Raw genomic sequence first — 22507 nt, 5'->3', positions numbered from 1 at the left:
TTAGCGCTCGCCCTGCTGATGCCAATGCGCGGGCAATAACTGCCCGTGAAACGCCTCGCCCTCCTCCAGCATCACCTCACCGGCCTGCAACGGCTCGGCGCACTCGGAGCACACCAGTACGCCATGCATGTGCTGGCCGCAGGGTTTGTGGATATGACGAATCGGCGGGCCTTCTGCGCCGCTCATGTGGCGGTCTCCCCAATTGACCAGGGCCAACACGGCCGGATACAGATCCCTTCCTTTTGGCGTCAGCCGGTATTCCTCGCGCACAGGCCGCTGCTGGTAAGCCTGTTTGACCAGAACCTCGGCTTCGACCAGTTTTTTCAGGCGGTCAGCCAACACATGGCGGGTAACGCCGAGGCGACTTTCAAACTCATCGAAACGCCGCACGCCGAGAAAGCATTCGCGTAGCACCAGCAGCGTCCAGCGATCGCCCACCACCGAGAGCGTGCGCGCCAGCGAGCACGGTTGTTGGTCCAGTTGTTCCCAGCGCATTTATCAGCCTCCGTCGAGTACGGTGCTAGAGTAGCTTGACAAGTTCTAAAGTGGAACTGACTATCTTATAAGTTCCAAAACAGAACCCATCGAGGCAAAAATGAACCAACAAAAAGCGATTCTGGTGGTGGGCGCGGGCGATGCAACCGGCTCGGCAATTGCCAAACGGTTTGCCCGCGAAGGCTATGTGGCGTGCGTAGCGCGGCGTAATGCCGAGAAATTGCAGCCGCTGGTGGACGACATCACCAGCGCCGGAGGTCAGGCCAGAGCCTTTGGTTGTGACGCCCGTATCGAGAGCCAGGTAGTCGAAATGGTCGATACCATTGAGCGTGAGATTGGCCCGCTGGAAGTTGTCGTGTTCAACATTGGCGCCAATGTGCGGTTCTCGATTACCGAAACCACCGAACGCGTGTACCGCAAGGTCTGGGAGATGGCTGCGCTGTCGGGTTTTCTCACCGGTCGCGAAGCGGCTCGGGTGATGCTGCCACGTAACCAAGGCACCATCATTTTTACCGGCGCCACGGCATCCCTGCGGGGCGGCAACGGTTTCTGTGCTTTCGCCGGCGCCAAGTTTGCTTTGCGTGCATTGGCCCAGAGCATGGCCCGTGAACTAGGCCCCAAGGGCATTCATGTTGCGCACCCGATCATTGATGGTGCCATCGACACCGCGTTTATCCGCGAAACCTTTCCCGAGATGTACGCGAAGAAGGATCAGGATGGCATTCTCAACCCCGATCACATCGCCGACACCTATTGGAATATTCACGTCCAGCCGCGAGATTGCTGGGCTCATGAGATGGATCTGCGCCCCTGGCAGGAAACCTTCTGAGCGCACGGGCAAACAACAATAAATCGCTGACTTGAGCACATCATTATGAGTAAAACCGTAGAGTTCTTTTTCGACTTTGGCAGTCCGGCAAGTTATCTGGCCTGGACACAACTGCCTGAAATAACCCAGCAGGCAGGCGCTGAAATCATCTGGCAGCCGATGCTGCTGGGTGCGGTATTCAAGGCCACTGGCAATCAGTCTCCGGCGATGATCCCCAGCAAAGGCCGCTACATGTTTCAGGACCTGGCCCGCTTCGCTAAGCGCTATCAGGTCGAGATGAATTTCAACCCGCACTTCCCGATCAACACGATCACGCTGATGCGCGGCGCGGCAGGCTATTTGGGCACCGAACATTTCGCGCGATACGTCGAATGCGTGTTTCGCGCCATGTGGGTCGACAAACAGAACCTCGGCGACCCGCAGGTACTAGGCGAAGTCCTAGCCAAGAACGGCTTCGATCCGCAAACCTTCTTGGCGATGGTCAGCGATGAGGCGGTCAAGGAGCGGCTCAAGACCATCACCGAAGACGCCATCAAACGCGGCGCATTTGGTGCCCCGACGATGTTTGTCGGTGAGCAGCTGTTCTTTGGCCAGGACCGCCTCGACTTCGTTCGCGAAGCACTGGCAAACGGTTGAACGCAAAACGCCTGCGAAGCCAGATTTAAAAGGGCTTCGCAGGCGTTTATGTGATCGCGAAAAAGTGCGTATCAGGTTTCCAGCAGAAAGGTTACCGGCCCGTCATTGACCAGATGCACCTGCATGTCGGCACCAAACTCGCCGGTCGCTACTTGCGCGTGCTTGCTGCGCGCCATCGCGACCAACTCATCGTATACCTGAGCACCTTGCTGTGGCGGCGCGGCACTGGAAAAGCTCGGGCGCAGACCGCTTTTGGTATTGGCCGCCAGCGTAAACTGCGAAACCAGCAACAACCCGCCCTGCACATCGCTCAGCGACAGATTCATCTTGCCATCGGCATCACTGAATACCCGGTAGTTGAGCAGCTTGTGGAGCATCTTGCTGACGCTCGCCTGATCATCCTGCGGCTCGACGCCAACCAGCACCAGCAAGCCTTGCTCGATAGCGCCCACGCAGGTTGCGGCCACCTCGACCCGCGCACTGCTAACACGTTGAATCAGTGCTTTCATGCTTCATCCGGTGCCAGGTTGAGTAGACGATGGGCGATTTGATCGGCCGCTCGCACCAGCGCATCGGTGGTGCCGACTTCCGAGGCCGCGTGCCCGGCATCGCGGATAATCTGCAATTCGCTATTCGGCCAGGCCTGATGCAGCTCCCAGGCGTTTTCAAGCGGGCAGATCACATCGTACCGACCGTGCACGATAATGCCCGGCAAGTGGGCGATGTTTGGCATGTTATTGAGCAGCTGATTCGGCTCAAGAAAGGCGTTGTTGACGAAGTAATGGCACTCGATGCGCGCAATCGACAACGCGCGGTGCGCCTCGCTGAAACGCTCCACCACCTGCGGATTGGGGCGCAGGGTGGCAGTACGCCCTTCCCACGTCGACCAGGCCTTGGCGGCGTGCATCTGGGCGATCTGATCAGGGCCGGTGAGGCGTTTGTAGAAGGCCTGAATCATATCGCCACGCTCATCAACAGGGATTGGCGCGACATAGTCCTGCCAGAAATCCGGGAACATGCGGCTCGCACCTTCCTGATAGAACCACTGCAACTCCTGCTGACGGCACAGGAAGATGCCACGCAGAATCAGAGCGCTAACCCGGTCGGGGTGGGTTTGCGCGTAGGCCAGCGACAAGGTTGAACCCCAGGAACCGCCAAACAGCACCCATTTATCGATTTTCAGGTGCTCACGGATTATCTCCATGTCAGCCACCAGATCCCAGGTGGTGTTGTTTTCGAGGCTTGCATGCGGCGTCGAACGGCCACAACCGCGCTGATCAAACGTGATAATGCGATAGAGATTAGGATCGAAGAAGCGCCGGCTCAGCGCATCACAACCAGCGCCTGGGCCGCCGTGAACAAAGACCACCGGCAGGCCGTCGGGCGAGCCGCTTTCATCGACATAAAGCACATGCGGCGTCTCGACGGACAACTCATGGCGTGCGTAAGGCTTGATCTCCGGGTACAGCGTCTGCATGACATACTCCTGACTTTCTCTTGCGTGACGCAAAGTCTTCACCATCATGACGCCAGTGCTGACTGATTGCGTGCGACACTCCGTCGGGCATCATAACCATGAAAAGGCATCTATGTATGGCAGTTAAAACGTTTGGTCTGGCATTTATTCTGTTGCTGACCCAACTGCTTGGTTGCTCGGCAGACACAACACCGCAAAGTGAACTGGAAGCGGCGGTTGAACGCCTGCAGGAGAGCCTTGAGAACAAGCGCAACAGCGCCGTGATGGAGCAACTGCACGACGACTTCAGTGCGCAACAGATGTATGACCGCGACTGGGCCAAGCGCACCATGACCTTGCTGTTTCTGCGCCACAAGAACGTCCGGGTACTCGCACTGAGCAAGCAGAGCCAGATCGATCCGGTGTATCAGAATATTGGTCGTACTCAGGCACAAATCGCACTAACCGGTGCCGAAGGGCTGATCCCCGACAGCGCCCGCCACTACAGCGTAGAACTTGAGTGGTGGCGCGTCGATGATCAATGGTTGCTGGCACGCCTGAACTGGCAATGAGCCTAACTCACGCGCGCTCTGCAACGGTTTACTCGGCCGGCATTTTCGAGTCCGGCGTGCGCCAGATCAGCTTGCTGGTGTCATAGCCACGGCCGTGGGCAACGTCGACCAGATTGTCGCGCACCGACTCGGTAACTTCGGGGGTGCGAGACAGAATCCAGAGGTACTCGTAATCCGGGCTGCCGACGACTGCGGTGGTGTAGTCATCGTCGAGATACAACACCCAATACTCGCCCTTGCTAACGCCCGGCAGCAGCGTGCTGAACCAGTTGTCGAAGCTCACCCACAGTTTGTCGGTCTTGCCCTGAACCTGGGGAACAGCGGTGCCTTGGGCTTCTTGCCAGCCGCCCTCGGCGCTGCGGCAACGATTGAGCACGCCCACCGTGCCGTCATCGCGCAGATCGTAATGCGCTTCGGACTGCGCACAGTTGCGCTGGAAGAACATCGGCAAGCGCGCCAGCTCGTACCAGGTGCCCTGATAACGCTCCAGATTAACCTTGTCGACTGTTTTCGGCGGCACCGAACCAGTACCCGAATTCGCACACGCGGCCAGCACCAGCGGGGCCAGCAATACCAATAGAAAACGCATCAATTTAAGCTCCTCACTTCAGGCCTTCACCGGAAAACATAATCACCTTGTCACCTGCATACTGCACGCTGATGAAATGTTTGCTATCACCCCAGGTGCAGCTCGACATGCCCATTGCACCGGCACAGTCATCCGGTGCGCCCAACAGCTTTTCGACCTCAGGCTTGGTCATTCCGGATTCAAGCTTGGCGTAGTTTTCTTGATTGACCTTGCTGCACGCGACAATCAACAGACAACTGCCCAACAGCGCTAAGTTACGCAGCGGCATGATCAACTCCCTTGTTATATGACATACAAATACCGCAAAGCGCTGGTTCAAGCGCGCTGCGGTTGGATTGATGCACAAGTCTGGCACAGCACTTGGCAATCTGCTCAATTGGACGTCAGAACCGCGAGCCGGGTTCCTTGAGGAAAGCCACTTCTTCGCCACTGGAACGACGACCCAACACAGTGTTGCGGTGGGGGAAGCGGTTAAAACGCTCGATCACGCGCTGATGGCGCTCGGCGTAATCAAGATAATCAGCAAAGACCTGCTGGTCTGCCGGGCCGGCCTCATCAAGCAAGCGCCGAAACTGGGCGACCGCACGACGCTGCTGGCCGGGGTCTTCGGCATGTTCGAGAACCAGATAAATGAATACCCGCTCAATCGGCTGCAACTGCTGATCCAGCCCGGCCTCGATGCCATCGCGCACCAGCGCCTGAGCTTGCGAGTCACCTGCAAACGATTTGGGGTTATTGCGGTAGATCATGCGAGGCAGTTGGTCGAGCAACAGCACAACTGCCAACAAGCCTCGCGGATCAGTCAGCCAGTCATTCAACTGCCCGGCCAGAGCATCACGCACCAGAGGCGCAAACAGCTCACGCGCCTCGTTGTCCTGCATGACGTTTTTGCCAAACCAGAGTTTGCTGCGCGCAGCCGCAATTTCATGTGCGGCTGCCTGCACATCAGCGCCGAACCACCACTCGTGCAAGGGTTGCCAAGGCGCTGTCATGCATTACTCCTGGTGGTAAGCGGTGACGCGATCGACTTCTTCTTTAGAGCCGAGGAACACCGGCACACGCTGGTGCAACGAAGTCGGCTGGATATCGAGAATCCGCTGGTTGCCGTCGGTGGCAACACCGCCCGCCTGCTCGATGATGAAGGCCATCGGGTTGGCCTCGTACATCAGGCGCAGCTTTCCCGGCTTGTCGTCGCGGTTATCGCGCGGGTACATGAACAGGCCGCCGCGGGTAAGAATACGGTGAACGTCGGCAACCATGGCGGCGATCCAACGCATGTTGAAGTTCTTCTTCAGCGGGCCTTCGGCGCCAGCCAGCAACTCGCCGACGTAACGCTTGACCGGCTCTTCCCAATGACGCTGGTTGGACATGTTAATGGCGAATTCCTGAGTGGCCTCAGGCACCTTGATGTCGTCGTGGGTGAGCACGAAGCTGCCCAGTTCGCGGTCCAGGGTGAAGCCTTTAACGCCATTGCCCATGGTCAGCAGCAACATGGTTTGCGGGCCATAAATGGCATAGCCAGCGCATACTTGTTGAGAGCCTGGCTGGAGGAACGCTTCTTCGCCCAGATCACCCTTGTCGCCTTTGCGATCAGGGCAACGCAGTACCGAGAAAATGGTACCGACCGAGACGTTGACGTCGATGTTCGACGAGCCGTCCAGCGGATCGAATACCAGCAGGTAAGCACCCTTCGGGTAACGGCCTGGGATCTGATAAGCGTTGTCCATTTCCTCGGACGCCATACCGGCCAGGTGACCGCCCCACTCGTTGGCTTCGAGAAGGATTTCGTTGGAGATCACGTCGAGCTTTTTCTGTACCTCACCCTGCACGTTCTCGGTACCCATGCTGCCGAGCACGCCGCCCAGTGCACCTTTCGACACTTGATGGCTGATCGCCTTGCAGGCCCGTGCAACAACTTCAATCAAGAAGCGAAGATCAGCCGGAGTATTGTGGCTGCGGGTTTGCTCGATCAGATAGCGGCTCAGGGTAACGCGTGACATGTGAGGCTCCAGGGATAGGAAATCGCATGCAGTTTAACCGTTTATGGGCGCCAGCGTCTCCTGCTGCCGCCCATCGGTACTTACCAGTCCCAGGCGAGTGACAGCGCAACACCCTGTTGCTTGTTGTCGTCGCTCTTGCTCAGGCTGTAAACGCCACGCAATGCCAGGTCGCTCGTCAGTTGCTGGCTGAAACCGAGACTGGCGCGATCGAGGTTATCGTCGGGGATGTAGCCCGCCAGTTCGTAGTCGATGCCCGGCAAGCTGTTGAGCGAGGTACGCACGTCCGTGCTGTCGTCATCGTACTCAGTTTCGTGGGCAATCTCAGCGAATAGCTGGGTGGCTTGCGTCACCGCCCAACGCCCTTGCAGACCAATGCCCAAGCGCTTGGAGGTACGGTCCTGATCGCCAAAGGTCAACGCTGTAGAACGGTTACCGGACTCTGCGTAGCCGTCAACCTCAACCTTGGCATAGTCGGCGCTGATAAATGGACTCAGGTGCCAATTGCTGCCCGGCTGGGCAATGTCGTAACCGGCACGTGCAGATAGCCCCCACAAGGAGCCTTCGGTGTCGCCTTTTTCAACGCGCTCAACACGGCCCAAATCGATTTTGCGCTTGAGGTCGTGATAATCCAGATAGCCCGTGCTGAGCGAGGCGTCAGCCCACCAGCGGTTATGTTGGTACTGCGCAAACACGCTGCCCAAATAACTGCGCATGTCGTAATCAGAGTCGGCGCTGCCCACTTCCAGATTTTGCTCATAAAGGCCCATCAACAGGCCAACCCGCCAGCTGTCATCAAGCCGGTAGCTGCCGCCAACGTTCAAGCTGTAGCCATCGCCGTCGCCACTTGGCGCTGCCGCCTGGCTGTCAAAATCCAGCCGCTGTCCGCCACCGGCCACAATGGCGCGCCACTGACCGACCGGCTGCCACGCCTCCCAATCAGCGACATATTGATTACGCAGCTGATCTTGATGCGCGCGCAAGGTGCCGTGCGCCATTTCGGGCAACAGGCTGATTTCCCAGGGCGCGGCAAGCAGTGAATAAGCGTAGTCAGCGACTATCTGCTGAACCGCCGTGGTTGGGTGAACACCGTCGTTGTAGAGCAGCTTGCTGGGGTCTGGCGTGGCGCTGTTGATGCCCCACGTGGAATTGATGTTGGCGCAATCGGCAAAACAGCTGCCGATTAGATTTTGCGTGGTATCAAAACCATAAGAGCCCGCATCTTGCAGCACTTCAGTGAACAGTGCCGGCACGTTCAACGGAATGATTTGCGCATCAATCTGCGCGAGCTGACGGACCAACTCGGCATTGAACCCTTGGCCAATCGCGCTAACGGTTGGCGCCAAAGGCGTACCCGAAATAGCCGGTGTTGTGCCCACGTTTGGCAACAACGAGACCATGATGTATCGAGCGCCAGCGCCTTGCAGCGCGCGCACACTATCTGCCAACTGGGTGGCCGCAGCCGCTGGCCCGGTGACAAAAATCGTGCCCTGCAGGAAATCGTTACCGCCGCCGTTGACGTAGAACAACGCATTCGGATCAAGGCTCAGACCGCGATTCGCTAAATCAACCAGATAACCATCACGGGTGCGAGTGCCGGCAACCGAGCCACCGGCCTGGGTGATTGAGTTATAAATCTGATCGGTGCGGTAACCGCCCACCGCCCAGTTATTACCGTCAGCCAAACCTTGATCGGCAAACACTTGCGAGGTCGATGGCGTTTGCGCACCCAAACCGAGCTGTTCGCCCAACAACATTGGCGAGGTTGATCCGAAGATCTCACCACTGCCGTTTTGATAGGTCGGGCCGACACGGTTGGTGAAGCGGTTGGTGGCGCCAGCGGGGCCGCCCGGATCAGCAAACTGCCCGGCATCACTGAGACTGTCGCCAAATACCACCAAGCTTGAGAAGGGGCCAGCATGGCTGGACGTTGAATAACCGGCGAGCAAGCACGCCACAGCAAGCGGAGTCAGGATGCGTTTCAATGGGTATTCCTTATTTTATTGTTATAGGCATGACCAACTGATCAAATCTAGTCAGTTTTGCAAATGTTGCATTAGATTTGCGTCACACTTTTTGTTCACCAAGGGCGGTGATCCCGGCACTCAGCTCAGCGTCGCCAGCTGATTTCAACGAGTGATGCGCGCCAATACGCTCTGCCAGCAAAGCCCATCGGCCTGATTTAACTGCTGGATTAACCACCGGCGAGCAGAAGACGCTTCACAAATAAGCAGACGCCGCTATCATCACCCGCCGCAACTCCCTCCTACGCTTAGCAGACCGATGAAAAACAACCTGATCGCCGCCGCAGAAATTGACCGCCTCGACACGTGGGCCAAATACACCAGCGACATGTGTCACAGCTGCAACTCCAGCTGCTGCACGCTGCCTGTTGAGGTGCGCATTAGCGACTTGATTCGCATGGGCGTGGTCGATGAGTTCGAGCGTGGCGACCCGCCGAAGAATGTCGCCAAGCGTTTGCAGAAAGAAGGCATCGTCGAGCGTTATAACCAGAAGTCGGGCATCTTTACCCTGACGCGCATGTCGAACAACGACTGCCTGTATCTCGATCGCAAAACACGCCTGTGCACCATTTACGACAAGCGCCCGGAAACCTGCCGCAATCACCCGAAGATTGGCCCGCGTCCCGGTTACTGCGCGTACATTCCCAAAGCTGTTCGCTGACAGCAGGCATAAAAAATCCCGCATCGGCGGGATTTTTTATGGGCGGGTCCAAACCTGTAGCAGCGGATCAGGTTCCGCTTTTTATCAGCGGCTGGTTGCTCACCTGCTCATTCGGCGCCGGATGGTTCTTACGGGTCTTAATCATGCTGAAGTCGATTAACGACTTAGGCTGACTCGGGTCGCCGATAATCTGCGGCCGCGCGGTGAACTGATCGCTGATCAGGCTCTTGCTCTTGTCCAACTCAGCGAAGCTCAAGCCCGCCAGATCTGCCCATGTGTGGATCAGGTTAGCACTGCTGTAGGGGCGACTGAGCATCGACTTGAAGTCGAATGAGCTGTGCTGTTTCCACTTGTCCGAAGCCCAGACAATGAACGGAATGGTGTACATCGGCGCTGTCGGCTTGCCTTCGTTACGCCCAATCACACCGCCATCGGCCGAGTCGAACACCGCCTCGCCGTGGTCAGACAGATACAACAGGAAACCATCTGGCTGACTGGCCGAGAATTGCTTGATCAGACTGGAGACCACAAAGTCGTTGTACAGCACCGCGTTGTCATAGCTGTTGTAGGTTGGCAGCTGATCTTCGGTGACCCATTTCGGCACACCGCTGTTATCCGTGAATTTCTCAAACTCTTCGGGGTAGCGATATTTGTAGCGCATGTGTGTGCCGAGCAAGTGCACCACAATCAGTTTACGCGGGGCCTTATCGGCCAGTGCCTTGTTGAACGGCTTGAGCACATCGCCGTCGTACTGGCGCGCATTCTGATTTAGGTTGTTGTTCAGGTACACCTGCTCGTCGGTCTGCTTGGAGAACGTGGTGAGCATGGTGTTGCGCTTGGTCATGGTCTGCTGATTGGTGATCCAGAAGGTCTTGTAACCCGCCTGCTCCATCAAGTTGATGATCGAAGGCGTGCTCAGGTAACCATCAGGGTTGTTCTCGTCAGCAAAGGTCAGCACCTGTTGCAGGGCTTCGATGGTGTAGGGCCGTGGCGTAACCACGTTATCGAACACCTGCAACTGATCGCGCAACTTGTCCAGTTCCGGCGTGGTCTCGCGGTTGTAGCCATACAGGCTCATACGCTGACGGTTAGTCGATTCGCCAATCACCAGTACCAGCGTTGACGGCTGATCCGCACGCGCCTCGACCATATTGGTCAGCGGCGCAAGCTTGGCATTGCCCTCAAGCAAGGTGTTCATGTTTTCCAGTTGCTTGCGGTACTTGTTGTAGCCCACCACCAACTGCCAGGGCACGGCGGGCTCGAAGCGCCCTTCAAATTTGTCGATGGCGGCTTGCGTCGGGCCGCTTTTCTGGTACTCGCGCACCGCTGGATAGCCGATCAGCGAAAGCGCCAAGATGACGGCCAGCGCATACGACTGCGACTTACCCGAATGCAGCGGTCGCACTTTGCGCCAGATCAACCACGCACCGAGCGTGTAAACCAGGTAAACGGGCACCATCCACCAGACGAAGTACTGCCCGAAATACTCGGTGCTCTCGGCCATGTTCGACTCGAACATGATGAAGATGACGCTTTGCGAGAACTGCTGGCCGTAGATGCAGAAGTAGCCCAGACCAATCAAAGAGGTCAGCCAGAGGACGATACCGATGCCACCGGCAATGCTTTTGGTCTTGGATGGAAACAGTAAAACCGGGATCAGCCAGATGCCACTGACCAGGAATGCCTGACGAAAGCTGGTGAAACCGTTAGTCCCGGTCAGTTGAATCAGAACCTGGGTAACACCCGAAAAATACCAGAAGAACAGGAATAACCAGGCGAGCCCCGCCCAGTCCCAACCCTGCCTTTCCTTGGCGCTAGATGATTGCATTAATAACTCCTAAACCAGTCGATCGCTCACAGCTCGTATGCAATGGCACAGAGCAATGCGTTATCAAGGCCTCGGATGCTAGCAATCGGTCTGTGAAAAAAATGTCCACAGATCCAAGTAATTTCTGCCACCCATAAAAAAACCCCGCCAGCGGAACTGGCGGGGCTTTTAGCGCTTGGCTAGAACTTAGTTCTTGCTGGCACGCTTACGGTCAGTCTCAAGCAGGAACTTCTTGCGCAGACGGATCGACTTAGGCGTGATTTCAGCCAGTTCGTCGTCTTCGATGAATTCCAGAGCCTGTTCCAGGGTGTAACGGATTGGCGGAACCAGTGCGATGGTTTCGTCTTTACCGGAAGCACGCATGTTGTCGAGCTTCTTGCCCTTTGTTGGGTTAACAACCAGGTCGTTGTCACGGCTGTTGATACCAACCAGCATGCCTTCGTACACGTCATCGCCGTGGCCGAGGAACAGCTTGCCACGCGCCTGCAGGGTTTCCAGCGAGTAAGTCAGAGCCTTACCGGTAGCGCTCGAAACCAGAACGCCCTGAACGCGGCCGCCCATGTCACCCGACTTCATCGGGCCATAGTGGCTGAAGATGCTGGTCAGGATGCCCGAACCCGAAGTCAGGGTCAGGAACTGGTTACGGAAGCCGATCAGGCCACGCGCAGGAATGGTGTACTCAAGACGTACACGGCCTTTGCCATCCGGAACCATGTTGGTCAGGTCGCCTTTACGGTTACCCATCTGTTCCATCATCGGGCCCTGATGCTGCTCTTCCAGGTCGATGGTGACGTTTTCGAATGGTTCGTGCTTAACGCCGTCAACCATGCGGATGATTACTTCAGGACGACCTACAGCCAGTTCGAAGCCTTCGCGACGCATGGTTTCGATCAGTACCGAGAGGTGCAGTTCACCACGGCCAGAGACCTTGAACTTGTCAGCGCTGTCGCCTTCTTCAACGCGCAGTGCCACGTTGTACAGCAGTTCTTTGTCCAGACGCTCTTTGATGTTACGGCTGGTGACGAACTTGCCTTCCTTACCGCAGAACGGCGAGTCGTTAACCTGGAAGGTCATGCTCACGGTTGGCTCGTCAACGGTCAGTGGCTCCAGCGCCTCAACGGTCAGCGGATCGCACAGAGTGTCGGAGATGAACAGTTCGTCCATGCCGCTGACGCAAACGATATCACCGGCTTGAGCTTCGCCGACTTCAACGCGCTGCAGGCCCGAGTGACCCATGATCTTGAGGATACGGCCGTTGCGCTTCTTGCCGTCGGTACCGATAGCGGTAACCGGGGTGTTGGTCTTGACCTTACCGCGAGCGATACGGCCGATACCGATTACACCGAGGAAGCTGTTGTAGTCCAGCTGCGAGATCTGCATCTGGAACGGGCCATCAACGTCTACAGCCGGAGCCGGTACGTGGTCGATGATCGCCTGGAACAGCGGGTCCATGTTGTCTTGCAGGTTGTCGTGCTCAAGACCTGCAATACCGTTCAGGGCGCTGCAATAAACGATTGGGAAGTCGAGCTGCTCTTCGGTTGCACCGAGGTTGTCGAACAGGTCGAAAATCTGGTCAACAACCCAGTCAGGACGCGCGCCCGGACGGTCGATCTTGTTGATTACAACGATTGGGCGCAGGCCGGCTTTGAACGCTTTCTGCGTTACGAAGCGAGTCTGTGGCATCGGGCCGTCTTGGGCGTCAACCACCAGCAGCACGGAGTCAACCATGCTCATTACACGCTCTACTTCACCACCGAAGTCGGCGTGCCCCGGGGTGTCTACGATGTTGATGTCGTAGTCGTGCCATTTCAGCGCGGTGTTTTTCGCCAGAATGGTAATACCACGTTCTTTTTCCTGGTCGTTGCTGTCCATCACGCGCTCGTTTTCAAGCTCTTTACGATCAAGCGTGCCGGACTGGCGCAGGAGTTTGTCTACCAGGGTAGTTTTACCGTGGTCAACGTGGGCGATGATGGCGATGTTACGTAGATTATCGATCACTTGTGTATCTCAATCAGAGGATTCGGTTGCCGCATAGTTTAGGCGGCGAGTATTAACTAAATATAAATTCTGCTAGACGGCGTAAGTGCACAGGCGCTGTTTTACGCCGTCTTCATGTCGGGAGGGCGATGGCGGATGCTTCCGCCATTCAACCCGGGCGTTCTATGTCGGACGATAAACGCGCACATTGGCATGCCCCTCGTTTAACAAGTGGTGAGCATGCAAACGGCTCATGACGCCTTTATCGCAATAAAGGAGATATTGGCGATTGGCGTCCAGCTCCTTGAAGCGGCTGTTCAGGGCATAGAACGGCAGCGTCTGCACTTCAATACCGGGCAGCTCAAGCGGCTCGTCCTCGGCACTATCCGGATGACGGATATCAATGACTACCTGGCCGGCCAGCACTTCGCCGACCTCTTCCACAGCAATATCCTTGCCCAACTCGTCGATGACTTTGTCGATCGGCAACTGGGTGGCGCGCTCAAGCGCACGATCAAGAATCGCCATGTCGAACTGCTGCTCTTCATAAATGATCCGGTCGCGCTTGGCGCGCGTGGTCGGATTCACCGAGATTACGCCGCAGTACTCAGGCATATGGCGGGCAAATTCGGCGGTGCCGATTTTTGTCGCGGTATCAATAATGTCTTGCTTGTGGCTGGCAATCAGCGGACGCAGTACCAGCTTGTCGGTCACCGAATCGATCACCGAAAGGTTCGGCAGTGTCTGGCTCGACACCTGCGAAATGGCCTCGCCGGTCACCAGCGCATCAATATTCAGACGGTCTGCAACCTGCGCCGAGGCGCGCAGCATCATGCGCTTGAGCACAACACCCATCTGGCTGTTATCAACCTTTTGCAGAATCTCGCCGAGCACTTCCTCAAACGGCACGCTGACAAACAGAACGCGCTGGGAGCTGCCGAACTTCTTCCATAAATAGTGCGCAACTTCCATCACGCCCAATTCGTGGGCACGACCGCCCAGATTGAAGAAGCAGAAATGCGTGACCATGCCACGGCGCATCATCTGGTACGCCGCAACGGTCGAGTCGAAACCACCGGACATCAATACCAGGGTCTGCTCAACTGAGCCCAGCGGGTAGCCGCCAATGCTTTCGTGCTGATTGTGGATAACGAAAAGACGCTGATCGCGAATTTCCATGCGCACCACAACTTCAGGCTCTTTCAGCGAAATCCCGGCCGCACCGCACTGCTGGCGCAACTGGCTGCCAACATAGCGTTCGATGTCCATCGAGCTGAAATCATGCTTGCCTGCACGCTTACAGCGCACAGAAAAAATCTTGCCGGGCAGTTGATGGGCGAAATGCTTTTTGCATTTTTCCAGCACATCATCAAAATCACCCAGCGGATATTCGTTAACTTCGAGGAAGTGAACGATGCCTGGCGTGCAACTGAGACGCTCAGTCATCTCGCGCAGGATCTTTTCATCGGTAATCTTGGTTTCGACTTCCAGGTTGTCCCACACACCCGTAACCAGCAGCTGCGGATCGAGATCGCGGAGCACCGAACGGATGTTCTTCGCCAATTGCCGGATGAAGTTCTTGCGAACTGGCCGGCTCTTGATGGTGATTTCTGGGAAAACTTTTACGATCAGTTTCATGGAAGCAACGCGCGCCAAGCTCGCGAAAAAACAGGGGCGCGGATTATACCGGAAATTGCTCAAGGTTTGATCAAAAAACTTACAGCGGATTTTTATCGCTCCATATTGGTGCATCGCAGTTTCATAAAGAACCAGATTGGTGCGTGCAATTTCTAAAACTGATCGCAAACACGCCGATACGCCTGTATTTCTGGCTTTTTACCCATCACAGTGCACTGGCATGCAATTTGCTCCCTTGTGAGGCAGAGAGTCCTGGCGGAGTATCCGCAGGCTTTACTGAACTTTGAGGGCTCAACAGAAAGAGCCTTATCCACCTGGAGGACAGCATGTCGAAGTCGATTCAACTTATTAAAGAACACGACGTGAAGTGGGTAGACCTGCGCTTCACTGACACCAAGGGTAAGCAGCACCACGTAACCATGCCGGCTCGCGATGCATTGGACGACGAATTCTTCGAACACGGCAAAATGTTCGACGGCTCCTCCATCCACGGCTGGAAAGGCATCGAAGCCTCCGACATGATCCTGATGCCGGTTGACGACACTGCTGTGCTCGACCCGTTCACCGAAGAGCCAACCCTGATTCTGGTTTGCGACATCATCGAACCAAGCACCATGCAAGGCTACGATCGCGACCCACGCTCGATCGCCAAGCGCGCTGAGGAGTTCCTCAAGTCGACCGGTATCGGTGACACCGTATTCGTAGGCCCGGAGCCTGAGTTCTTCATCTTCGACGAAGTGAAGTTCAAGTCGGACATCTCCGGCTCGATGTTCAAAATCTTCTCTGAGCAGGGTTCCTGGAACACTGACGCAGACATCGAAGGCGGCAACAAAGGCCACCGTCCTGCTGTTAAAGGTGGTTACTTCCCAGTTCCGCCGTGCGACCACGACCACGAAATCCGTACTGCCATGTGTAATGCCATGGAAGATATGGGCCTGGTCATCGAAGTTCACCACCACGAAGTGGCGACTGCCGGCCAGAACGAAATCGGCGTTAAGTTCAACACGCTGGTAGCCAAGGCTGACGAAGTTCAGACCCTGAAGTACTGCGTACACAACGTAGCTGATGCCTACGGCAAAACTGCTACCTTCATGCCTAAGCCACTGTACGGCGACAACGGCTCGGGTATGCACGTTCACATGTCGATCTCCAAAGACGGCAAGAACACCTTCTCCGGCGAAGGCTATGCCGGCCTGTCTGACACCGCTCTGTACTTCATCGGCGGTATCATCAAGCACGGTAAAGCACTGAACGGCTTCACCAACCCGTCGACCAACTCGTACAAGCGTCTGGTCCCAGGTTTCGAAGCACCCGTTATGCTGGCCTACTCGGCACGTAACCGTTCGGCTTCCATCCGTATTCCTTACGTTTCGAGCCCTAAAGCTCGTCGTATCGAAGCTCGCTTCCCGGATCCGGCTGCCAACCCATACCTGGCTTTCGCAGCACTGCTGATGGCCGGTATCGACGGTATCCAGAACAAGATCCACCCTGGCGATGCAGCTGACAAGAACCTGTACGACCTGCCACCAGAAGAAGGCAAGTTGATCCCACAGGTTTGCGGCAGCCTGAAAGAAGCCCTGGAAGAGCTGGACAAAGGTCGTGCGTTCCTGACCAAAGGCGGCGTATTCAGCGACGACTTCATCGATGCTTACCTTGAGCTCAAGCACGAAGAAGAAATCAAAGTACGCACCTTCGTACACCCGCTGGAATACGACCTGTACTACAGCGTCTAAAACCTGCGAGCTGCAAAATGAGGCCACCTTCGGGTGGCCTCATTGCGTTAGGGGGCTTTTAAACGGAAACACCCGCTTACGATGAGTTAGCCCGACAGAGGCCAAAATTGCGCTGCAGTGACGCAGCTCGCAGCCAAGTCGCTTGCCAGTAGCGTCTGGCGGTGCAAATCTACAAGGGTCAATAATTGGGAGACTCACCATGCGCCGCATGCTCATTTGCGCACTGCTGGTAATCGCACTGCCCGTTAGCGCTCAAATCTATAAATACACTGACGCCAATGGTAATACCGCGTATACCAATCAGCCGCCTGACGGCACCAAGGTTGAGACTGTTGAAGTTGAACCGACCAATACGGTCGAGATTCAACAGCCCAGTATGCCGCCACCCATCAACCAGTCTGATTCAGAAGAACAGGTGGCGCCTTATCGCACCCTGCAACTGACCAATCTGCCGGACGATGAAGCCCTGCGCGCCAACAACGGCACATTCAGCGTGGGCGTACAGATTGATCCGCGCCTGAGCCCGGCGCATCGTTTTCAGTTGATCCTCGACGGTCAGCCATACGGACAAACCAGCAGCGTACCGATGCTGCAAGTAACCAATGCTGACCGTGGCGAGCACACGTTAGCCGTTCGGGTCGTTGGTTCAAATGGCCCGGTACAACAGAGCGAGAGCGTTACGATTACCGTGCAACGGGTGAGCACCAACAGCCCGGCACTTAACAAACCCACTCCACGCAAGAGCCCATAACCCTTAATCATGCGCCTCATTATGCTTTGCCTGATGCTGTTGAGCTTTTCCGCAGCGGCGCAGGTCTACACCTACATTGATGCCGAAGGGAATCGGGTCTTTACCGACAAACCCAGGGCAGGCAACGCCAAACGCGTTGAGCTGCCTACCACCAACACCATGCCGGTACCCGGGCAAACCAGAGCGCCGGTCACCAAGGTTGAGAAGCCCGCAGAGCCGCAAGTTCACTATCAATTGCTGCGCATTCTGGTGCCGCAGCCGGACGCCACCATACGCAGCAATAACGGTGACCTGATTGTCAGTGCCACCAGCGAGCCAACCCTGCAACAAGGCCATCGCTATCGCCTGTTGCTGGATGGCAACGTGACGGGCGAAGCCGGCACCAGCCCGGTATTCCCGCTGGAGAATCTCGACCGCGGTACTCATCAGCTGTCTGTTGAAATAATTGATGAGCAGGACCGCACCGTCGAGCGCACCCCCAACCAGCCAGTGCACATTTTGCGCACCTCGTTGGCTCAGCGACGCATGGCCAAGCCTTGCCAACTGCCTGAATACGGCGTTCGTCCGGAATGCCCGATCGACGAAAAACCCGAAGAGCCGGACATCCCTTTCGTCCCGTTTATCTGACCTGACAACGCGTCGCACCATATCGGTGCGCCGCCGAGCGTCGAATCCTATACTCTCCCCATTTTGGGTCGCAGCAAAACCCACTATTTGCACTAAACCATTCGCTAAGCGCCGAAATAACGCTGTTTATTGCGACTTTTCGGGGCTTTGGTTTGCTTCTTGCATTTTCTAGACAACTGCCGGAATGCCCAAGCCTATGATCATTAATGACGCACTGCACCGCCTGTTGCTCGACAATCTGACCACCGCCACCTTGCTACTCAATGCCGACCTGCGCCTTGAGTATATGAATCCGGCGGCAGAGATGCTGCTGGCTGTCAGTGGGCAACGCAGCCACGGCCAATTCATCAGCGAACTGTTCACCGAATCGCAAGAGGCGCTGATTTCCCTGCGCCAAGCGGTCGAAGAAGCGCATCCGTTCAACAAACGCGAAGCGACACTGACCTCGGCGTCCGGGCAAACATTGACCGTCGACTACGCCGTGACGCCGCTATTCAATAAAGGCGAAACCCTGCTGCTGCTGGAAGTGCTGCCGCGTGACCGCTTGTTGCGCATCACCAAAGAAGAAGCGCAGTTGTCCAAGCAGGAAACCACCAAGATGTTGGTGCGCGGGCTGGCCCACGAGATCAAGAACCCACTCGGCGGCATTCGCGGCGCGGCGCAACTGCTGGCCCGTGAACTGCCGGAAGAGAGCCTCAAGGATTACACCAACGTCATCATCGAGGAAGCCGACCGTCTGCGTAATCTGGTCGACCGCATGCTTGGCTCAAACAAGCTGCCGCTGCTGGCCATGACCAACATTCACGAAGTGCTGGAGCGCGTGAGCAATTTGGTCGAGGCCGAATCGCAAGGCGGTATCACCTTGGTACGCGACTACGATCCGAGCATCCCGGATGTACTGATCGACCGCGAACAGATGATTCAGGCCGTGCTCAATATTGTGCGCAACGCCATGCAGGCGCTGGCACCGCTCAGCGATATTCGCCTCGGCCGGATCACCCTGCGCACACGCGCATTGCGCCAGTTCACCATCGCGCATGTTCGTCATCGCCTGGTGACTAAAATCGAGATTATCGACAACGGACCGGGAATTCCGTCCGAGCTGCAAGAAACCATCTTCTACCCCATGGTCAGCGGACGTGCCGATGGCACCGGTCTGGGCCTGGCCATTACTCAGAACATCATCAGTCAGCATCAGGGTTTGATTGAGTGTGAAAGCCATCCCGGCCACACCGTGTTCTCAATCTTTTTGCCGCTGGAACAAGGAGTAACTCCGTCATGAGTCACAGTGAAACCGTATGGATCGTCGACGACGACCGTTCCATCCGCTGGGTGTTGGAAAAAGCCCTGCAACAAGAGGGCATGACTACCCAGAGTTTCGAAAGTGCAGACGGCTTGATCAGTCGGCTAACGCGCCAACAGCCCGATGTGATCATTTCGGACATCCGCATGCCGGGCGCGAGCGGCCTGGAGTTGCTGGCTAAAATCCGCGAAATGCATCCGCGCCTGCCGGTCATCATCATGACTGCGCATTCAGATCTCGACAGCGCCGTGGCCTCTTATCAGGGCGGAGCATTCGAATACCTGCCCAAGCCGTTCGACGTTGACGAGGCAGTTTCGCTGGTCAAACGTGCGATTCAGCACGCACAGGAACAGCAGAACCTCAACGTTCCGGCAGTGGCTGCACAAACACCGGAAATCATCGGCGAAGCGCCGGCGATGCAGGAAGTATTCCGCGCCATCGGCCGTCTTTCGCACTCCAACATCACCGTGCTGATCAATGGCGAGTCGGGCACCGGTAAAGAACTGGTCGCCCACGCCCTGCATCGTCACAGCCCACGCTCGGCGTCACCATTCATTGCACTGAACATGGCGGCGATTCCCAAGGACTTGATGGAATCCGAGCTGTTCGGCCACGAAAAAGGCGCATTCACCGGCGCGGCCAACCTGCGTCGCGGCCGCTTCGAGCAAGCCGACGGCGGCACGCTGTTCCTCGATGAAATCGGCGACATGCCGGCCGACACCCAAACCCGCTTACTGCGCGTACTGGCCGACGGCGAATTTTATCGGGTCGGCGGCCATGTGCCGGTCAAGGTTGATGTGCGCATCATTGCGGCGACTCACCAGAACCTCGAAACGCTGGTCAACGATGGCAAGTTCCGTGAAGACTTGTTCCACCGCCTCAACGTAATCCGCATTCATATTCCGCGCCTGTCGGACCGCCGCGAAGACATCCCGACACTCGCACGGCATTTCCTCAGCCGCGCCGCGCTTGAGCTGGCGGTTGAGCCGAAACTGCTGAAACGCGAAACCGAAGACTACCTGCAGCATTTGCCGTGGCCAGGTAACGTTCGCCAGCTGGAAAACACCTGCCGCTGGATCACCGTCATGGCGTCTGGCCGTGAAGTGCATGTTGGCGACCTGCCGCCTGAGCTGCTCGCCCAGCCGCAAGAGAGCGCACCGGTCAGCAATTGGGAACAAGCCTTGCGCCAGTGGGCTGATCAAGCGCTGGCACGCGGCAACTCAAACCTGCTCGACAGCGCCGTACCGGCCTTTGAACGCATCATGATCGAGACGGCGCTCAAGCATACCGCTGGCCGACGTCGTGACGCCGCAGTGCTGCTCGGCTGGGGTCGCAACACCCTGACGCGCAAGATCAAAGAGTTGGGTATGAACATTGACGGCGGCGACGACGACAGCGACGACGACAACTGAGCCAGCCCCGCACGCCTTAAGTGTTAATAAAAGCGCCCCCAATGCACCAAGCATCGGGGGCGCTTTGCTTTCATCGCAGTAATTTCATGTAGGCAAAGAAGCCGCCCTCTTCACCTGACCCACTCGCTGGCATTCAACACTCACTTGCCTGCACCGACGGCAAATCGCCCGCAGACTGCTGATTCAGAGAAAGCGCCAGGCGGTTGAGCGGCTTTCTCCCGACTGATTATTTCAGCCTATATTGAAGACTCCATTCGCTCATAGCCTGCGCCATGGCTCAGGTAATGAGCGCAGTCATAGGTTGATTCTAAACAGGAGCGCGCCATGCCTAATGCCACAGGTACGGTTCGACTGCACCGCGTACTGCGGGCGCCTGCCGAACGTGTTTACAAAGCCTTCACTGATAAAAGCGCACTGGAACGCTGGTTGCCGCCCTTTGGCTTTACCGGCGCCATCGAAGAGATTGATGTGCGCGTCGGTGGGGGTTATCGCATGTCTTTCACTAATTTCAGCACCGGCAACAGCCACGCGTTCAGCGTTGAATACGTTGAGCTGATCGCCAATCAGCGCATTTGCCACACCGACCGCTTTGACGACCCCAATCTGGCAGGTGAAATGCGTGTCACGATCGACCTGAAAAGCGTTGTCTGCGGCACCGAGCTGAGCATTGTTCAAGCCGGCATTCCCGCCGTTATCCCAGAAGCGATGTGCTACCTGGGCTGGCAGGAATCACTTGTGCGGCTGGCCCACTTGGTAGAGCCGGATATTGCAGACCAGTAACCCAATTAACGCATCGACAGAAAACGGGCATGAAGCCCGTTTTTTTTATTTCAACGCCCAGTTTCGGCGCTTTATCGCGGTGCAGTGCACCCGTGCGGTTCACTTAAAAATCCCTGCAAATCATCCAGCGTCGCCGCGGATACCCCGCAAGCTACTGATTTATATGAATATTTATATAAATTCAAAAGTTGGCATCGTATCTGCATTAAGTAAAGCATTCCCAGTTTCGGGGACCTTGGTACAGGCAGGCCGGGGAATCCCCTCTTTTATTCCTCCCGGAGGCTGACACTCAGCCTCCAACGCTTCTCAAGTTGCTCAAGACGCCAGTCACCGAGCAACCCTCGCGCCGCAAGAACCCTCAGTTGCAAACGCCGTTGCTGACGCTTGAGCCGCCAATTGGCGGGCTTGCCCGCTAACAACAGCTCGCCCTGCTGTTCACGCCCAAGGCTCTCGAACTCAAGCATGTAAGCGCCATCAAGAAGGCTTTCGCTGACCTGAGGCGCTTCGTTGAACCACAGGTACAAACCGTTATCGACCACCTCGACCTGCTCCAGCCGGACAGCATCGGGGCGCAGCAAATCACCGAACATCAGGCCGATTAAAAAGCCGAATATCGCCAGAGACGCAATAACCCTTAACCACGGACGCGGCCTTGGAGGCTTATCAGAGGTAGAATACTGCCCGCCTTCACGCTCGGAGCCGCGCATGTTTCACGTTATCCTTTTTCAACCAGAAATCCCGCCCAATACCGGCAACATTATCAGGCTCTGCGCCAATAGCGGCAGCCACTTGCATTTGATTGAACCGCTGGGCTTCGAGCTCGACGACAAACGACTGCGCCGTGCCGGACTGGACTATCACGAATACGCCACACTGAAGCGCTATCCGGACCTCGACAGCTGCTTGCAGGCGCTGGGCAATCCACGTGTGTTTGCCTTCACCACCAAAGGCACGCAGGCCTTTCACGAAGTGGCCTACAAGCCCGGTGACGCCTTCTTGTTTGGCCCGGAGAGCCGTGGCCTACCGCAAGATGTGCGCGACGCACTGCCCGTTGAGCAATGCGTGCGCTTGCCGATGCGCGACGGCTGTCGCAGCCTGAACCTGTCGAACACCGTCGCGGTTGCGGTTTACGAGGCCTGGCGCCAGAACAACTTCAGCATGCCTGAGCAACCCGCTGCCGCGGAATAACGTTCGCGGCC

23 protein-coding genes are annotated in these 22507 nt (G+C 56.7%); 11 read left to right on the top strand and 12 right to left on the bottom strand.

Annotated elements, in window-relative coordinates; all coding sequences use genetic code 11:
- A complete protein-coding gene (locus FEZ62_RS09205) occupies window positions 1-495 on the bottom strand; it encodes a helix-turn-helix domain-containing protein (RefSeq protein WP_069898406.1) in 495 nt (164 codons plus the stop codon).
- A 100-nt stretch (window positions 496-595) separates the two neighbouring features.
- Here FEZ62_RS09205 and FEZ62_RS09200 point away from each other — a divergent pair, with 100 nt between their 5' ends.
- Entirely contained in the window at window positions 596-1324 is a 729-nt protein-coding gene (locus FEZ62_RS09200; RefSeq protein WP_172927455.1) for an SDR family oxidoreductase, read from the top strand.
- 45 nt (window positions 1325-1369) lie between these two features.
- Window positions 1370-1960 (top strand): 2-hydroxychromene-2-carboxylate isomerase, encoded by a 591-nt coding sequence (locus FEZ62_RS09195; protein WP_172927454.1) that lies wholly within the window; start codon window positions 1370-1372, stop codon window positions 1958-1960.
- Between the two features lie 71 nt (window positions 1961-2031).
- Here the strand turns inward: FEZ62_RS09195 and dtd are convergent, their stop codons facing one another.
- On the bottom strand, window positions 2032-2469 hold the full coding sequence (gene dtd, locus FEZ62_RS09190) for a D-aminoacyl-tRNA deacylase (RefSeq protein ID WP_172927453.1): 438 nt from the start codon (window positions 2467-2469) through the stop codon (window positions 2032-2034).
- Window positions 2466-3437, bottom strand: a complete 972-nt coding sequence (pip, locus tag FEZ62_RS09185; RefSeq protein WP_172927452.1) for a prolyl aminopeptidase — start codon at window positions 3435-3437, stop codon at window positions 2466-2468. The genes dtd and pip overlap by 4 nt, the downstream gene beginning before the upstream one ends.
- Before the next feature lie 116 nt (window positions 3438-3553).
- Here pip and FEZ62_RS09180 point away from each other — a divergent pair, with 116 nt between their 5' ends.
- A complete protein-coding gene (locus tag FEZ62_RS09180; protein ID WP_150547849.1) occupies window positions 3554-3988 on the top strand; it encodes a hypothetical protein in 435 nt (144 codons plus the stop codon).
- A 28-nt stretch (window positions 3989-4016) separates the two neighbouring features.
- Here FEZ62_RS09180 and FEZ62_RS09175 read toward each other — a convergent pair whose 3' ends face one another.
- The 5 genes from FEZ62_RS09175 to estP form a co-directional block, all read right to left on the bottom strand.
- Window positions 4017-4580 (bottom strand): lipocalin family protein, encoded by a 564-nt coding sequence (locus FEZ62_RS09175; RefSeq protein ID WP_170827719.1) that lies wholly within the window; start codon window positions 4578-4580, stop codon window positions 4017-4019.
- Window positions 4581-4590: 10 nt separating this feature from the next.
- Window positions 4591-4845, bottom strand: a complete 255-nt coding sequence (locus tag FEZ62_RS09170) for a hypothetical protein (protein WP_069898413.1) — start codon at window positions 4843-4845, stop codon at window positions 4591-4593.
- A gap of 115 nt (window positions 4846-4960) precedes the next feature.
- Window positions 4961-5569: a DUF924 family protein gene (locus FEZ62_RS09165; protein WP_069898414.1), complete on the bottom strand. Its 609-nt coding sequence runs from the start codon at window positions 5567-5569 to the stop codon at window positions 4961-4963.
- Between the two features lie 3 nt (window positions 5570-5572).
- The gene (locus FEZ62_RS09160; RefSeq protein ID WP_172927451.1) at window positions 5573-6577 is read right to left on the bottom strand and encodes a class 1 fructose-bisphosphatase; all 1005 of its coding nucleotides are present in this window, start codon (window positions 6575-6577) and stop codon (window positions 5573-5575) included.
- A gap of 80 nt (window positions 6578-6657) precedes the next feature.
- Window positions 6658-8559, bottom strand: a complete 1902-nt coding sequence (gene estP / locus FEZ62_RS09155) for an esterase EstP (protein ID WP_201970334.1) — start codon at window positions 8557-8559, stop codon at window positions 6658-6660.
- A gap of 298 nt (window positions 8560-8857) precedes the next feature.
- Here estP and FEZ62_RS09150 point away from each other — a divergent pair, with 298 nt between their 5' ends.
- Window positions 8858-9259 carry a YkgJ family cysteine cluster protein gene (locus tag FEZ62_RS09150; RefSeq protein WP_069898417.1) on the top strand — a complete coding sequence of 134 codons (402 nt, stop codon included), beginning with the start codon at window positions 8858-8860 and terminating at the stop codon, window positions 9257-9259.
- A 67-nt stretch (window positions 9260-9326) separates the two neighbouring features.
- Here FEZ62_RS09150 and cptA read toward each other — a convergent pair whose 3' ends face one another.
- The 3 genes from cptA to thiI form a co-directional block, all read right to left on the bottom strand.
- Window positions 9327-11087 (bottom strand): phosphoethanolamine transferase CptA, encoded by a 1761-nt coding sequence (cptA, locus tag FEZ62_RS09145; RefSeq protein WP_172927450.1) that lies wholly within the window; start codon window positions 11085-11087, stop codon window positions 9327-9329.
- A gap of 186 nt (window positions 11088-11273) precedes the next feature.
- Window positions 11274-13085 carry a translational GTPase TypA gene (typA, locus tag FEZ62_RS09140; protein WP_069898419.1) on the bottom strand — a complete coding sequence of 604 codons (1812 nt, stop codon included), beginning with the start codon at window positions 13083-13085 and terminating at the stop codon, window positions 11274-11276.
- Between the two features lie 162 nt (window positions 13086-13247).
- The gene (gene thiI, locus FEZ62_RS09135) at window positions 13248-14702 is read right to left on the bottom strand and encodes a tRNA uracil 4-sulfurtransferase ThiI (RefSeq protein WP_172927449.1); all 1455 of its coding nucleotides are present in this window, start codon (window positions 14700-14702) and stop codon (window positions 13248-13250) included.
- 326 nt (window positions 14703-15028) lie between these two features.
- Between thiI and glnA the strand changes: the two genes are divergently transcribed.
- From glnA to FEZ62_RS09105, 6 genes are all read left to right on the top strand, one after another.
- Window positions 15029-16435 (top strand): glutamate--ammonia ligase, encoded by a 1407-nt coding sequence (gene glnA, locus FEZ62_RS09130; RefSeq protein WP_069898421.1) that lies wholly within the window; start codon window positions 15029-15031, stop codon window positions 16433-16435.
- A 199-nt stretch (window positions 16436-16634) separates the two neighbouring features.
- On the top strand, window positions 16635-17186 hold the full coding sequence (locus FEZ62_RS09125; protein ID WP_172927448.1) for a DUF4124 domain-containing protein: 552 nt from the start codon (window positions 16635-16637) through the stop codon (window positions 17184-17186).
- Between the two features lie 9 nt (window positions 17187-17195).
- Entirely contained in the window at window positions 17196-17813 is a 618-nt protein-coding gene (locus tag FEZ62_RS09120; protein WP_069898423.1) for a DUF4124 domain-containing protein, read from the top strand.
- Window positions 17814-18012: 199 nt separating this feature from the next.
- On the top strand, window positions 18013-19095 hold the full coding sequence (gene glnL, locus FEZ62_RS09115) for a nitrogen regulation protein NR(II) (RefSeq protein ID WP_170827721.1): 1083 nt from the start codon (window positions 18013-18015) through the stop codon (window positions 19093-19095).
- On the top strand, window positions 19092-20528 hold the full coding sequence (ntrC, locus tag FEZ62_RS09110; RefSeq protein WP_069898425.1) for a nitrogen regulation protein NR(I): 1437 nt from the start codon (window positions 19092-19094) through the stop codon (window positions 20526-20528). Before glnL ends, ntrC begins: the two co-directional genes overlap by 4 nt.
- A gap of 324 nt (window positions 20529-20852) precedes the next feature.
- Window positions 20853-21308 carry an SRPBCC family protein gene (locus FEZ62_RS09105; protein ID WP_172927447.1) on the top strand — a complete coding sequence of 152 codons (456 nt, stop codon included), beginning with the start codon at window positions 20853-20855 and terminating at the stop codon, window positions 21306-21308.
- 266 nt (window positions 21309-21574) lie between these two features.
- Here FEZ62_RS09105 and FEZ62_RS09100 read toward each other — a convergent pair whose 3' ends face one another.
- Window positions 21575-22015, bottom strand: a complete 441-nt coding sequence (locus FEZ62_RS09100; RefSeq protein ID WP_150547853.1) for a hypothetical protein — start codon at window positions 22013-22015, stop codon at window positions 21575-21577.
- Here FEZ62_RS09100 and trmL point away from each other — a divergent pair.
- Window positions 22014-22496, top strand: a complete 483-nt coding sequence (gene trmL / locus FEZ62_RS09095) for a tRNA (uridine(34)/cytosine(34)/5-carboxymethylaminomethyluridine(34)-2'-O)-methyltransferase TrmL (RefSeq protein ID WP_172927446.1) — start codon at window positions 22014-22016, stop codon at window positions 22494-22496. The two genes, FEZ62_RS09100 and trmL, sit on opposite strands and share 2 nt — an antisense overlap.
- The last annotated feature ends 11 nt before the right edge of the window (window positions 22497-22507 follow it).

The organism is Pseudomonas sp. MS19 (genome assembly GCF_013277615.1).
Classification (GTDB): Bacteria; Pseudomonadota; Gammaproteobacteria; order Pseudomonadales; family Pseudomonadaceae; genus Aquipseudomonas; species Aquipseudomonas marincola.
The sequence above is the reverse complement of the archived record's forward strand: the minus strand, read 5'-3'. Positions and strand labels throughout refer to the sequence as shown.